General features: G+C 70.7%; 11 protein-coding genes. 7 read left to right on the top strand and 4 right to left on the bottom strand.

What is annotated here, in order from left to right:
• Positions 1 to 11: 11 nt before the first annotated feature.
• The 4 genes from OHA17_RS15790 to OHA17_RS15775 all read left to right on the top strand — a co-directional run bounded on the left by OHA17_RS15790 (position 12) and on the right by OHA17_RS15775 (position 4,501).
• Entirely contained in the window at positions 12 to 1,292 is a 1,281-nt protein-coding gene (locus tag OHA17_RS15790) for a PspC domain-containing protein (RefSeq protein WP_406507197.1), read from the top strand.
• Positions 1,289 to 1,969 carry a response regulator transcription factor gene (locus tag OHA17_RS15785; protein ID WP_053728328.1) on the top strand — a complete coding sequence of 227 codons (681 nt, stop codon included), beginning with the start codon at positions 1,289 to 1,291 and terminating at the stop codon, positions 1,967 to 1,969. Before OHA17_RS15790 ends, OHA17_RS15785 begins: the two co-directional genes overlap by 4 nt.
• A gap of 93 nt (positions 1,970 to 2,062) precedes the next feature.
• Positions 2,063 to 3,283 carry an alpha/beta hydrolase gene (locus tag OHA17_RS15780; protein ID WP_406510730.1) on the top strand — a complete coding sequence of 407 codons (1,221 nt, stop codon included), beginning with the start codon at positions 2,063 to 2,065 and terminating at the stop codon, positions 3,281 to 3,283.
• Between the two features lie 81 nt (positions 3,284 to 3,364).
• On the top strand, positions 3,365 to 4,501 hold the full coding sequence (locus OHA17_RS15775) for an alpha/beta hydrolase (protein WP_406507196.1): 1,137 nt from the start codon (positions 3,365 to 3,367) through the stop codon (positions 4,499 to 4,501).
• Between the two features lie 19 nt (positions 4,502 to 4,520).
• Here the strand turns inward: OHA17_RS15775 and OHA17_RS15770 are convergent, their stop codons facing one another.
• On the bottom strand, positions 4,521 to 5,573 hold the full coding sequence (locus tag OHA17_RS15770; protein WP_406507195.1) for an NlpC/P60 family protein: 1,053 nt from the start codon (positions 5,571 to 5,573) through the stop codon (positions 4,521 to 4,523).
• A 363-nt stretch (positions 5,574 to 5,936) separates the two neighbouring features.
• On the opposite strand from OHA17_RS15770, the gene OHA17_RS15765 reads away from it, so the two are divergent.
• Positions 5,937 to 6,290, top strand: a complete 354-nt coding sequence (locus OHA17_RS15765) for a hypothetical protein (RefSeq protein ID WP_406507194.1) — start codon at positions 5,937 to 5,939, stop codon at positions 6,288 to 6,290.
• A 16-nt stretch (positions 6,291 to 6,306) separates the two neighbouring features.
• Here OHA17_RS15765 and OHA17_RS15760 read toward each other — a convergent pair whose 3' ends face one another.
• Complete coding sequence (locus OHA17_RS15760; RefSeq protein WP_406507193.1) at positions 6,307 to 7,425, bottom strand: NlpC/P60 family protein; 1,119 nt, start codon at positions 7,423 to 7,425, stop codon at positions 6,307 to 6,309.
• Between the two features lie 202 nt (positions 7,426 to 7,627).
• On the opposite strand from OHA17_RS15760, the gene pcrA reads away from it, so the two are divergent.
• Positions 7,628 to 10,129 (top strand): DNA helicase PcrA, encoded by a 2,502-nt coding sequence (gene pcrA / locus OHA17_RS15755; RefSeq protein WP_406507192.1) that lies wholly within the window; start codon positions 7,628 to 7,630, stop codon positions 10,127 to 10,129.
• 12 nt (positions 10,130 to 10,141) lie between these two features.
• Here the strand turns inward: pcrA and OHA17_RS15750 are convergent, their stop codons facing one another.
• Positions 10,142 to 11,584 carry a M23 family metallopeptidase gene (locus OHA17_RS15750; RefSeq protein ID WP_406507191.1) on the bottom strand — a complete coding sequence of 481 codons (1,443 nt, stop codon included), beginning with the start codon at positions 11,582 to 11,584 and terminating at the stop codon, positions 10,142 to 10,144.
• A 399-nt stretch (positions 11,585 to 11,983) separates the two neighbouring features.
• Positions 11,984 to 12,808, bottom strand: a complete 825-nt coding sequence (locus tag OHA17_RS15745; protein ID WP_406507190.1) for an esterase/lipase family protein — start codon at positions 12,806 to 12,808, stop codon at positions 11,984 to 11,986.
• Between the two features lie 382 nt (positions 12,809 to 13,190).
• Here OHA17_RS15745 and OHA17_RS15740 point away from each other — a divergent pair, with 382 nt between their 5' ends.
• A complete protein-coding gene (locus OHA17_RS15740) occupies positions 13,191 to 13,604 on the top strand; it encodes a cobalamin B12-binding domain-containing protein (protein WP_189762011.1) in 414 nt (137 codons plus the stop codon).
• Positions 13,605 to 13,794: the final 190 nt, after the last annotated feature.

Genomic DNA, 13,794 nt, shown 5'->3' with positions numbered 1-13,794 from the left:
ACGATCGGGGCATGCCAGTCGCCACCCCCCGCCTGTCGCCGACCGAGGCCGACGAAGCGCCGGTCCGCAAGCTGTACCGCTCCGCCGAGGGGCGGATGCTCGGCGGCGTCGCGCGCGGGCTCGCCGGGCACCTCGGGCTCCCGGTGGTGTGGGTGCGGGTGGTGTTCCTGGGGCTGCTTTCGATCAACGGCCTGGGCGCGCTCCTTTACGCGGTGTTCTGGTTCGTGGTGCCGCTGGGCCTCGGGGGTACGACGGCCGGGCCGCGCTCCGCGTTCGAGGTCAGCCCGGACGGCCGGCGCAGACTCCGCAAGCCCGACAAGGGCCAGGTCGTCGCCCTGATCGCGCTGGTCTTCGGCGCCGCGATCTTCGCGTCCAAGGTGGACGTCGGCGGCTGGGCCAACCCGTACGTCTTCCCCAGCATCCTCATCGGCGTCGGCGTCATCCTGGTGTGGCGGCAGGCCGACAACACGCGCCGGGCGCGCTGGACCGAAGGCGCCCGGCGCAGCCGGTGGCTCCCGGTGGCCCGGGGGCTCGCCGGGGTCGCCCTGGTCGGCACCGGGCTCACCGGCTTCGTCGTGGTCAACGGCTCGGCCGCACAGCTCGGCAACGTACTGACGGCGGCGATCGCGGTGCTCGCCGGCATCGCCCTGCTCGCCGGGCCCTATCTCGTCCGCATGACGCAGGACCTGTCCGAGGAGCGCCTGATGCGCATCCGGGCCCAGGAGCGCGCCGAGGTCGCCGCCCACGTGCACGACTCGGTGCTGCACACCCTGACCCTGATCCAGCGCAACGCGGAGAACGTCGGCGAGGTGCGGCGCCTGGCCCGGGCGCAGGAGCGCGAGCTGCGTGCCTGGCTGTACAAGCCGGAAGGCACCGGCAAGGAGAAGGAAGAGGAACCCGAGACGCTCGCCGAGGCCGTCAAGAAGGCGGCGGCCGAGGTCGAGGACAAGCACGGCGTCCCGCTGGAGGTGGTCGTCGTGGGCGACTGCCCGCTGGACGACGGCCTGACCGCGCAGATGCAGGCCGCGCGCGAGGCGATGGTGAACGCGGCCAAGTACGGTGGCGAGGGCGGCGCCGTCCAGGTGTACGCGGAGGTGGAGGGCCGCACGGTCTTCGTCTCCGTGCGGGACCGGGGCCCCGGATTCGATCCCGACGCGGTGCCCGCCGACCGGATGGGCGTACGAGAATCAATCATCGGCCGGATGCAGCGCAACGGCGGTACGGCGAGGCTGCGTTCGGTGCCCGGCGGGGGCACGGAGGTCGAGCTGGAGATGGAGAGGGCAGAGGGATGACCGAGGAAACGACAGGCCGCCACGTCAGGGTGGTCCTCGTCGACGACCACCGGATGTTCCGCACCGGAGTCCAGGCGGAGATCGGCCAGACCGAGAGCACGGGCGTCGAGGTGGTCGGCGAGGCCGCCGACGTCGACCAGGCGATCACGGTGATCACCGCGACCCGCCCCGAAGTGGTGCTGCTCGACGTCCACCTGCCCGGGGGCGGCGGCGTCGAGGTGCTGCGCCGCTCGGCGGCCATGATGGCGGCCGCCGAGAACCCGGTCCGCTTCCTCGCGCTGTCCGTCTCGGATGCGGCGGAGGACGTGATCGGCGTGATCCGCGGGGGTGCCCGCGGCTACGTCACCAAGACCATCACCGGCACCGACCTGGTCGACTCGATCTTCCGGGTGCAGGACGGCGACGCGGTGTTCTCGCCACGCCTGGCGGGCTTCGTCCTGGACGCGTTCGCCTCCACGGACGCGCCGCCGGTCGACGAGGACATGGACCGGCTCACCCAGCGCGAGCGCGAGGTGCTGCGCCTGATCGCCCGGGGCTACGCGTACAAGGAGATCGCCAAGCAGCTGTTCATCTCCGTCAAGACGGTCGAGTCGCACGTCTCGGCGGTGCTGCGCAAGCTCCAGCTGTCCAACCGTCACGAGCTGACCCGCTGGGCCACGGCACGCCGGCTGGTCTGAGCCGCCGTGCAGGGGTGACCGGCGGTTTTGGCTTCGTAAAACCATGGCAAAACCGGCAACCCGGACGCGCTCATGTCACTCTTGCCGGACGTGATGAGCCTGACCGGAACTCCCTTCTTCGTCACCGCGATCGTGGTGGCCGCGCTCGCCGTTCTGGTGCCGCTGCTTGTCTGGCACAAGGTCGGCGGGCCGGTCGTGGTGCGCGGGGCCGTGCGGCTGTTCATGGTGCTCATCGCCCAGGCCTCGGCGGTCGTCGTGGTGTTCGTCGCCGTCAACAACGCGAACGGCCTCTACGACAATTGGGGTGACCTGCTCGGCACCGACAGTCACGTCGGCGCGGCTCCCAACCTCGGCGTGGACGGCACCGGCGGGCGCAGCATCGCCAAGGAGCCCCGCGTCAAGCAAGCCTTCGCCCCGGTCGACGACTCCAGCATGGGCACCGGCGTCCAGGTCACGCATCTGACCGGCCGGGTCTCGGGGGCGGACGGCGAGGTGTACGTGTGGCTGCCGCCGCAGTACGACGACCCGGCGTACAAGGCCAAGGACTTTCCCGTGGTCGAGCTGCTGCCCGGCTACCCCGGCTCGGCCAGGGACTGGTTCATCAACCTCGACGCCACCCAGCAGCTGCGGCCGCTGATGGCCGGCGGCGAGGTCAAGCCGTTCATCCTGGTCGCGCCGCGCACCTCGCTGCTCGCCGGGCAGGACACGGGCTGCGCCAATGTGCCGGGCATCGTGAACGCGGACACGTGGCTGAGCGTGGACGTCCGCAAGATGGTCACCGACAACTTCCGTGCCGAGACGGGCGCGGACGGCTGGGCCGTCGCCGGGATATCGGCCGGCGCCCACTGCTCGGCGAAGCTCGCGATCGAGCACCCCGACCGCTACCGCGCGGGCATCTCGCTGTCCGGCTACAACGACCCGGCCGCCGAGTCCGACTCGATCACGGCGGGCGCCCCGGCGCTGCGCCGCGAGACCAACCCGCTGTGGATGCTGACCCACGCCAAGCACCCGCCGAAGACCTCGCTCTTCCTCACCGGCCAGCCGGGCGACGGCTACGAGGACGGCCTCGCGCTGCGCAAGGCCGCGAAGGATCCCACCAAGGTGTGGGTGCAGAAGACCGGCGGCGGCCATCTGAACGTGGTGTGGAAGCCGCTCCTGCCGGAGGTGTTCCGCTGGCTGTCCGGCCAGGTCAGCGGCGTACAGAACACGAAGGACGTGAAGGACGCCAAGGGCGGCCTGCGGCCCAATGGCGGGAGTGGCGACGCGGCGGTCGTGCAGGCCACGGGCGCCGGTGGCGTACGGGGTGAGCAGTGAAGGGCACGGGGCGTCACCCTTTGGTAAAACGCTGGTAAACCGGGCAACTGGTGTTCGCGGCCGTCCCTCTAGGGGTGCGTGATGAGCCTGACCGGAACCCCCTTCCTCGTGATCGCGATCCTCGCGGCGGTGGCAGCCCTGCTGCTGCCGCTCGTCCTGTGGACCAGAATCGGCGGTCCGGCCTTCGTGCGCTGGATCTCGCGGCTCCTCATGCTGGGCTTCGCCCAGGTCACCGCGATCCTGGTGGTCTTCCTCTTCGTCAACAACGCCAACGGCCTGTACGACACCTGGGACGACCTGCTGGGCGGCGGCAATCACGTGAACGCCGCCCCCGACCTCGGCCCCGACGGCACCGGCGGCAGGAACGCGGCCAACGAGCCCAAGGTGAAGCAGAAGTTCGAGCCGTACACGAACAAGGTCGGCAAGGGCGTCGTGAAGACCACGCTCAAGGGGCAGGTGTCCGGGGTCGAGGGCGATGTGGCGGTGTGGCTGCCGCCGCAGTACAACGACCCGGCGTACAAGGACAAGACGTTCCCCGTCGTCGAGCTGCTGCCCGGCTACCCCGGGTCGATAGGCGCCTGGTTCGGCACCCTGAAGACGCAGGAGCAGCTCACGCCGATGATGGAGAAGGGCGAGGTCGCGCCGTTCATCCTGGTCTCGCCGCGCACCACGCTCCTGGACGGCAAGGACACCGGCTGCGCGAACGTGCCCGGCGTCGTGAACGCGGACACGTGGCTGAGCGTGGACGTCCGCAAGATGGTCACCGACAACTTCCGGGCCGACACCCGTGCCGAAGGCTGGGCCGTCGCCGGGTACTCGGCGGGCGCCCACTGCGCCGCCAAGCTCGCCATCGAGCACCCCGACCGCTACCGGGCGGGTGTCGACCTGTCCGGCTACAACGACCCGGCCGCCGAGAAGGACTCGATCGCCGCGAAGAACCCCAAGCTGCGCGAGGAGACCAACCCGCTGTGGATCCTCAAGCACGCCAAGACCCCGCCGCGGATCTCGCTGTTCGTCTCCGGTGAGCAGACCGACGGCTACAACGACGGGCTCGCCCTGAAGAAGGCCGCCAAGGTGCCCACCGCGGTGACCGTGGTCAAGCTCAACGGCGGCGGCCACGCGAGCGTGGTGTGGAAGACCCAGGTCCCGGACGTCTTCCGCTGGCTGACCAAGGAGATGGGCGCGGGCGTCAAGGTCGAACCCGAGCAAGGGGTCTGACGGTTCGTCAACTGCCGCGTCACGCGGGCCGCACGGCCCCCGCGAACGGCATCTGGTCGATCGGCGCGACCCGCACCGGCGCCCCCGGGTGCGGCGCGTGGATCATCTGGCCGCCGCCGACGTAGATCCCCACGTGGCTGATCCCGGAGTAGAAGAACACCAGGTCGCCCGGCGCCAGTTGGGAACGCGGCACCCGGCTGCCCGCGTTGATCTGGGTGTACGTGGTGCGCGGCAGCTGCACCCCGGCCGAGCGCCAGGCGGCCTGGGTCAGGCCCGAGCAGTCGAAGGACGAGGGGCCCGTCGCGCCCCACACGTACGGCTTGCCGAGCGCGCTGTAGGCGAAGGAGACGGCGGCCGCGGCGCGGTCGGTGGGGGCCGCGATCGGCGCGCGCGGGGTGTCGGCCGAGCGGCTGGCCCGGGTGTCGGCGGGGGCTGCGTCGGACTCCTCGTAGGCGGCCCGCTCCGGCGCGGTGAGCTGGGCGAGCAGCGCCTCGGCCGAGGTGATCCTCGACTGGATGTCGCTCTTCTGCTTCCTCAGCGTGGACTGCTGGCCGCGCAGCTCGGCGAGCTTTCCGTCGGCGGTCGTGTGCAGCTGGTCGAGCTCGGCGAGCTGCTTCCGCACCCCCGACACGGCGGTCGCCGTCCGGTCCCCGGCGCGCTCGGCCAGCGCGGCGTCGTCCAGGTACTGCTTCGGGTCCGAGGAGAGGATCAGCTGGAGCTCGGGGGCGACCGAACCGCTGCGGTACTGGGCGGCCGCGAGCGAACCCAGCGCGTTGCGCGCGGTGTTGAGCTGCTGGGTCTTGCGGGCGGCCTCGTCGCGCAGCTCGCTCAGCGAACGCTCGGTCGCGTCCGCCTTCTCCTTCGTGCCGTCGTACGCCTCCGTCGTGACCTCCGCGTCGTGGTACAGCTGGTCGACCTTGGCCTTGACCTGCGCCGGGGTGAGCTTCGGCTCGGCGTGCCCGGAGCCCTCGAAGAGGGTGGCGGTGGCCGCCGACGCCAGGGCGAGCGTCGCGGCGGTGCGGGCGGCGGGGCCGGTGAGCGGATGCTGCTTGGGCTTTCGGTGCGCAGCCACGAGGGCCTTCACGTCCTTCCGTACGGCAGTGCTTCCGCGCTGCGGCTCCGGGGAGGGGAGCCGTCCCGACGACGGACCGCACAGGGGGACGGCCCGTCGCCGGATCTTTCGGCGGTGGTGACCGACAGCCGCCCGGTGGAAGCGGCGGCGGTGGGGAGTCGGCCACCTGGTGGAGGACGCTAAACCTGGGCGACACGGTCGAGCGGCGTAATGACGGCAAGTGCCCCTTTCCGGCATCCGCGCGACCGACTTCGACCGAAGCCGGGGCGATGGCCCGCAGGGTGCGCGCCTGCTGTGACCGAAGTGCCGGTTGGGCCCCACCCGCTGCAGGGCGCCTGCTACGAGGGAATTAGGCTCCGGCCCATGGACGTACTCATCAAGGTCGTCGTCGGCCTGCACATCATCGGCATCGCTTCGCTGCTCGGCGGATTCCTGACGCAGATGAAGGCGATGAGCGCGGGCGCCGCCCGCTTCGTCCCGGCGATGCTGCACGGCGCCCTGACCATGCTGGTCACCGGCGTCGCCCTGGTCGGCCTCAACCAGGCCGACGACAACACCCTGAACACCGTCAAGCTCGGCGTGAAGCTCGCGTTCCTGATCGTGATCCTGGGCCTGGTCTATGTGAAGCGGGACGAGGAGAAGGTCGAGAAGGCCGCGTTCGGCGTGGTCGGCGGCCTCACCGTCGCGAACATCTTCATCGCGCTGCTCTGGACCTGAGGCCCGACCGCCGGGGTTACGCGGGCCGCACGCTGCCGTAGATCGGCATGTAGTAGATCGACTCCTCGCGTACGTACGCCCCGGAGTGCGGCGCGTGGATCATCATGCCGTTGCCGATGTACATGCCGACGTGGCTGATGTCGTCGTAGAAGAAGACCAGGTCACCGGGTTGCAGATCGGCCGTCGCGACCCTGGTGCCGACCTTCACCTGGTCCCAGGTGGTGCGCGGCAGATCCACCCCGGCCGCCTTCCACGCGGCCTGCGTAAGACCCGAGCAGTCGTACGAGGCCGGGCCGGTCGCGCCCCACACGTACGGCTTGCCCATCTGGGCGCGGGCGAAGGCGAGGGCCTTGGCCGCCTTGGTCGTGGCGGGCGCCGACGGCGACGAGGGCGATGAAGGTGCGTGGCCGGCGGGCGGGGCCTTCTTCTTGGCGGCGGCCGCCGCCTGCTGCGCGGCCAGCTCGGCGGCCTTGCGCTTGGCCTCGTCCTGCTTCTTCTTCTCGATCGCGGCGAGCCGCGCCTTCTCCTGCGCGGTCAGCGTCGACAGCAGCGTGCGGGCGGCGGCCAGCTTGGTCTGCACGTCCTGCTTGCCCGCTTGCAGCGTCTGCTGCGAGGTGGTCAGCGCGGCCAGGCTCCGGCTCGCCTCGGCCCGCTTCTTCGCGTTCTCCGCGCGCTGCGTCTCGAAGCTGCTCAGCGTCTTCTGCTGCTCGTCGGAGAGCCGGCCCATCAACTGGTTCTGGTCGAAGAACGCCTGCGGGTCGTCCGAGAACAGCAGCGTCATGGTGGGGGTGACCCCGCCGTCGCGGTACTGCGCCGCGGCATAGCTGCCGATCACCCGCCGGGTGTCGTTCAGCTTCGCCGTGCCGGCCGCCACCTGGTCGAGCAGCGCGTCGGCCTTCGCGCGCTGGGTGGCCGTCGCCTCCTTGGCCGCGTCGTACTTCTGGGTGGCCAGGTCCGCCTGCCGGTAGAGGTCGTCGACCTTCTTCTGCACCTCTTCGATGCTCGGCTTCGGCCCGGCGGGCGCGGCGTCCGCGCTCTGCGCGAGCAGGCTCACCGAGGCGAGCGCGGCCGTCGTCACGCCCAGGGCGGGCGCGGTAGTGCCTATTCGAGTGCGCGGCTTGCGGTGTGAGGGCAAGGCCGACACCTCCTTCCGGAGCGTTCCGGACGGGGGCGTTCCCCGGCTTGCTGCGGCACGCTAGCCAACTCCCGTGGCTCCTGGGAAGGTTGATGTCCGACAGGCCCGATACATTCCCGTGACCTTTACGGTGCGTAGTCGTGAACCGTCTCTCCGAAGGCGGCGGCGGAGTGTCAGAGGGGCGGCCTAGACTCGGGAGACGATGAGCAGCCTCTTTGACGACAGCTTCCTGGCGGACCTCCAGCCCTCCGAGGAGGAGCACCCGCCGCCGCCCCCCGATGCAGGCATCGGCTCCACCGGAGCGGCTGGCGCCGCGCTGCCTGATGAGCACGCACCGGAGCCGGTGCCGGACGACCTGTTCGAGGGCCGGTTCGACGCGCCCGCGGACCGTGACGCGTACTACCGCGGCGGCGCCCCGCGCCCGGCGATCGACGCGGCGGCCCTCCTGGAAGGGCTGAACGAACAGCAGCGCGCCGCCGTGGTGCACGCGGGCTCGCCGCTGCTCATCGTGGCCGGCGCCGGCTCCGGCAAGACCCGGGTGCTCACGCACCGCATCGCCCACCTGCTGGCGACCCGCGGCGTGCACCCCGGCCAGATCCTCGCGATCACCTTCACCAACAAGGCCGCGGGCGAGATGAAGGAGCGCGTCGAGCAGCTGGTCGGCCCGCGCGCCAACGCGATGTGGGTCATGACGTTCCACAGCGCCTGCGTGCGGATCCTGCGCCGCGAGTCGAAGAAGCTCGGCTTCACCTCGTCGTTCTCGATCTACGACGCGGCCGACTCCAAGCGCCTGATGGCGCTGGTCTGCCGCGACCTCGACCTGGACCCCAAGCGCTTCCCGCCGAAGTCGTTCAGCGCCAAGGTGTCCAACCTGAAGAACGAGCTGATCGACGAGGAGACCTTCGCGGGCCAGGCCGCGGACGGCTTCGAGAAGACGCTCGCCCAGGCCTACACGATGTACCAGGCGAGGCTGCGCGAGGCCAACGCGCTCGACTTCGACGACATCATCATGACCACGGTCCACCTCCTCCAGGCCTTCCCGGACGTGGCCGAGCACTACCGGCTGCGCTTCAGGCACGTCCTGGTGGACGAGTACCAGGACACCAACCACGCCCAGTACACGCTGGTACGGGAGCTGGTGGGCCCCTCCGGCGAGGCGCAGGCCCCCGCCGAGCTGTGCGTGGTGGGTGACGCCGACCAGTCGATCTACGCCTTCCGCGGCGCGACGATCCGCAACATCCTCCAGTTCGAGGAGGACTACCCGAGCGCGACGACGATCCTCCTGGAGCAGAACTACCGCTCCACGCAGACGATCCTGTCCGCCGCCAACGCGGTGATCGAGCGCAACGAGAGCCGCCGCCCGAAGAACCTGTGGACGGACGCGGGACCGGGCGCGCAGATCACCGGCTACGTCGCCGACACCGAGCACGACGAGGCGCAGTTCGTCGCCGACGAGATCGACCGGCTCACCGACAAGGGCGAGGCCAAGGCGGGCGACGTCGCCGTCTTCTACCGCACCAACGCGCAGTCCCGCGTCTTCGAAGAGATCTTCATCCGGGTCGGCCTGCCCTACAAGGTCGTCGGCGGCGTCCGCTTCTACGAGCGCAAGGAGGTCAGGGACGTCCTGGCCTATCTGCGCGTCCTGTCGAACGCCGAGGACACCGTCCCGCTGCGGCGCATCCTCAACGTGCCCAAGCGCGGCATCGGCGAGCGCGCCGAAGCGATGATCGACGCCCTGTCGCTGCGCGAGAAGATCACCTTCCCGCAGGCGCTGCGCCGCGTCGACGAGGCGTACGGCATGGCGGCCCGCTCGGCCAACGCCGTCAAGCGCTTCAACGCGCTGATGGAGGAGCTCCGTACGATCGTGGACTCCGGTGCCGGCCCCGCGGTCGTCCTCGAAGCGGTCCTCGAACGGACCGGCTACCTCGCCGAGTTGCAGGCCTCCACCGACCCGCAGGACGAGACCCGCATCGAGAACCTCCAGGAACTCGCCGCCGTGGCCCTGGAGTTCGAGCAGGAGCGCGGCGAGGAAGAGGGCGCGGGCACGCTCGCGGAATTCCTGGAGAAGGTGGCCCTGGTCGCCGACTCCGACCAGATCCCCGACGAGGACGAGGACGGTTCAGGAGTCATCACGCTGATGACGCTGCACACCGCCAAGGGCCTCGAATTCCCCGTCGTGTTCCTCACCGGCATGGAGGACGGCGTCTTCCCGCACATGCGGGCGCTCGGCCAGGTCAAGGAGCTGGAGGAGGAGCGCCGCCTCGCCTACGTCGGTATCACGCGGGCCCGCGAGCGGCTGTATCTGACCCGCTCCTCGATGCGCAGCGCCTGGGGCCAGCCCTCGTACAACCCGGCATCGCGCTTCCTGGAGGAGATCCCGGTCCAGCACCTGGAGTGGAAGCGGACCGGTCCGATGGCGGCCCCGGCGGGCCCGGTGTCGGGCAAGTCGCTGGGCGGCGGCATCGGCAACTCGCTGTCCTCGTCGCGCTCCAAGGCGGGACCCTCGGGCTTCGCGACGCGGCGCGGCAACGACAAGCCGGTGATCGCCCTGTCGGTCGGCGACCGCGTCACGCACGACCAGTTCGGCCTGGGCACCGTGATGACGGTAACGGGGTCGGGCTCGGACGCCCAGGCCACGATCGACTTCGGCGACGAACGTCCGAAGAAGCTGTTGCTGCGGTACGCGCCGGTGGAGAAGCTCTGACCGAGCTTCTGGTTACGTCGGGTCCAGGTCGTGGCTGCGCAGCCACGGCAGGGGGTCGATCGACGAGCCGCCGCCCGGCCGTACCTCGAAGTGGAGGTGCGGCCCGGTGGAGTTGCCGGAGTTCCCCGAGTACGCGATGACGTCGCCGGCCTTCACCGGACCCGAGCGGATCTTGGTGCTGGACAGGTGGCAGTACCAGGTCTCGGTGCCGTCGGCGCCGGTCACTATGGCCATGTTTCCGTACGCGCTGTTCCACTGCGTGCGGACCGTGCCGTCGATCGCCGACATCACCGGAGTGCCGTACGAGACCGGGAAGTCGATGCCGGTGTGCACCGACATCCAGTTGACGCCGGCCTGTCCGTAGTAGGCGCTGAGACCCTTCTGCGTCACCGGCAGGACGAACTTGGGGCGCGCGGCCTCCTTCGCGGCGGCCGCGTCCTCCTTTTTCTTCTTCTCCGCGTCCTGGCGGGCCTTGAGGTCGATACGTTCCTGCGTCCGGCTGGCGCGGTCGGCGAAGCCGTTCGCGTCGGCGCTGAGATTGGCGAGCTGGGTGTCCAGCTTGGTGTTGGCGGCGACCGGCTTGACCGACGCGGGGTCGGACGCGGCCGTCACGGTGCCGCCGTCGTCCTTGCCGCCGGTGAGCCCGCCGACGGAGGCGACCGCGACACCCGCGACCCCCATCACGCACACGGACGGGACCGCGACGGTCAGCAGCGCCGAACGCTTGGCGGGGCTGCGCCGCCGACGGCCGGCGTTGCGCCGGGCCTCGGCGCGTGAACCGGGGACGGCCGCGCCGGGCAGATCGGCCGGAAGGTCGGCGGGCTCCGGCTCGGGGGCGGGCTCGTCGGTGAACGCCTCGGCGAACTCGTCCGCGAGCTCTGCCTGGGGGAACTCGGCTGTCTCGTAAGGGAGTTGGGCCTCGGGCTGGGCGGGCATCGTCGTCGTGGCCGCCGTCGCCATCGCGTTCCACGCGGTCGCGTCGTACGTCCCGGTCTCGGACTGCGTGCCGGGCACGGCCCACTGGCCCGTCGTGTCGTACGCGGAGGTGAACGCGCTGTTGTCGTACTGGCCGGTGCCCTGCGCCTGGTGCCACGCGTTGGCGTCCCACTGGCCCGTCGTGTCGAAGGCGCCCGTCGCGAACGAGCCGGTGTCGAAGGTGCCGGTCGCGCCGTCCGGTTCGTACGCCGTCGCCTGGTGCGGAACCGTCCACTGGCCGGTGGTGTCGTACGAGGAGGCGAAGGCGCCGGTGTCGAAGGTGCCGGTGTCGAACTGGCCTGTCCGGCCTGCCGCGTAGCCGTTCTGGCCGGCGTAGCCGCCCTGCATCGCGCCGAACAGCGGATCGGCGTCGTAGCCTCCGGTGGTGTGGGAGGGGGCGCTGTTGCCGTCATGGCCACTGCTGCCGCTGAGGTAACCGTCGTGTCCGACGTACCCGGCGTGGGCGTGCTGGTCAGTCACCAACTTCTCTCTCGCCTCGGCAACAGAACCTGCGGCCGGGTCCCTAAGGGGCGGGGGTCCCGGGGACAGCAGTGGCGTGACTGTACCCGGCGGTATGCGAGACCGACAATCTTCGGCAGGTTTCTTGGTTACGGGAAACGGGCAATCAGCCGCCTTTCGGTGGACTGTGGGCAGAGGTTTGGCCGTGTGTTCGGGATTCGTTCGACGGCGGACGGGTGCGGATACGTTGCTGCCGGGGTGGGCGGAGCCTGAATCAGGCCATGGGGGAGGGGCCTCGGGGAGGTGAGGGGGCCGGTGGTGAGTGGCCTTGTTGGTTGGTTCGGCTCTGGGGTCCGGGTGGGGCGGTCGGTGGCCGGTGGCCTTGTCGTGCGGTGGCGCTCGGGTTCCGGGGCCTTCCGCTCAGGCCACCGAGAACGCGTCGTGGTCGGCGGCCTCCGGTTCCCCGGCGGCCAGCGCCTGCCGCACCCCCGCCGCGACGGCCGGGTGGACCGGCATCGCCAGATGACCGATCCCCGTCACCCGCACGTTCTGCGCGAGCAGATCCGGGTGCTCGATGCGGGCCGTCTCGACCGGAATCATCAGCGTGTCCAGGTCGCTCCAGAAACTCACGAACCGGGTACGGATTCCGGGCGCCGGCCTGCGCAGCTCCTCGATGAGATCCGAGCCGGGGCACATCTGGCGCACGATCGGGTGAGCGTGGGCGAGCTGCGCAGAGCGCGTGCCGGAATGCGGGGTGCCCAGCGTGACGAGCGTACGGACCCGGAGGTCGCCGCCCAGGCGCTGCACGTAGTAGCGGGCTATCAGGCCGCCCAGGCTGTGCCCCACCATGTCCACCTCGCGGTGGCCGGTGCGGGCGCAGATCTCCTCGACATGGCGGCCGAGCAACTCGGCGGCGACCCTGATGTCGCCGGTCAGCGGGGAGTAGTTGAGCGATTCGAGATGCCGCCAGCCGTGCCGGGCCAGCGAACGGCGCAGCAGCACGAACACCGACCGGTTGTCGATGAAGCCGTGCAGCAGGACCACGGGCGGGTGCGAGCGGCCGGCGGTGGGCAACTGTGGCGCGGCGGCCGGGTCGGGCGCGGGATGCCGCTCGGGCGTCAGGCCCGAGGGGTACAGCAGCAGGTGCCCGGCCAGCACGGCCAGATCCAGCGCGGTGGCCCGGATCAGTGCCGCCGACAGCCACGCCCGGCGCACACACAGCGGCAGTAACGAAAAGACCTGCACGACGGCGACCTCCCGAATGGCACACGAGAGGCCGCTCCGTCCCCCGTATGCCCTCATGGGGCTCCGCCTTTGAAGGCCCCCGCCTGAGCCGGCCCCGACATACGAGGGGCCGGACCACCGTGCCGCGCGGCTGACGGCACGGTGGTGCGGCGCCTTCGTAGCGGCTCCCCTTGCGACCGCGCCCGCCCGGTCACGACCACCCTCCGGCGGTGCCGGTGGGCCGACTGATGCGGGTACGGTGCAAAACGAACGTGTCCCACGTGTGATTTCCCCCTCCCTCTCCACCGCGAAACGGCGGGTTGCGGGATGCTGTGGATAACGTTCGTTCACTTCCCCGGCCCTTCGGCGCGGGGGTGCGCAGGTGGGACATGTGGAGGCAGTGATGGGTGTAACTGGTCCGATCCGCGTGGTGGTGGCCAAGCCGGGGCTCGACGGTCACGATCGCGGGGCCAAGGTCATCGCTCGGGCGCTGCGTGACGCCGGCATGGAGGTCATCTACACCGGGCTGCACCAGACGCCCGAGCAGATCGTCGACACCGCGATCCAGGAGGACGCCGACGCCATCGGCCTCTCCATCCTCTCCGGTGCGCACAACACGCTGTTCGCGAAGGTCCTGGAGCTCCTGAAGGAGCGGGACGCGGAGGACATCAAGGTCTTCGGCGGCGGCATCATCCCCGAGGCGGACATCCCGCCGCTGAAGGAACTCGGGGTGGCGGAGATCTTCACGCCGGGGGCCACTACGGCGTCGATCGTCACGTGGGTCAACGCGAATGTGCGGCAGCCGGCGGGGGCGTAGGGGCTGACCCTGGGGGCCTTCCCCTACCCGCCCCTTCCCGAGACCCTCCGGGGGTGGCGTACTCGGGCGCGGCTCGGTGGTCGCTGCTGGGGCTCCGCCCCAGACCCCGTTCGCGCCTGAAGGGCGCTCGTCCTCAAACGCCGGACGGGCTGAAATGCCCCGGTGCGGGCCAGCACCGACCCTGCCAGGG

This window comes from Streptomyces sp. NBC_00212, from assembly GCF_045206365.1.
In the GTDB taxonomy this organism is placed as follows: domain Bacteria; phylum Actinomycetota; class Actinomycetes; order Streptomycetales; family Streptomycetaceae; genus Streptomyces.
Note: the sequence above shows the minus strand (reverse complement) of the source record. Positions and strands in the feature narration are given on the sequence as shown.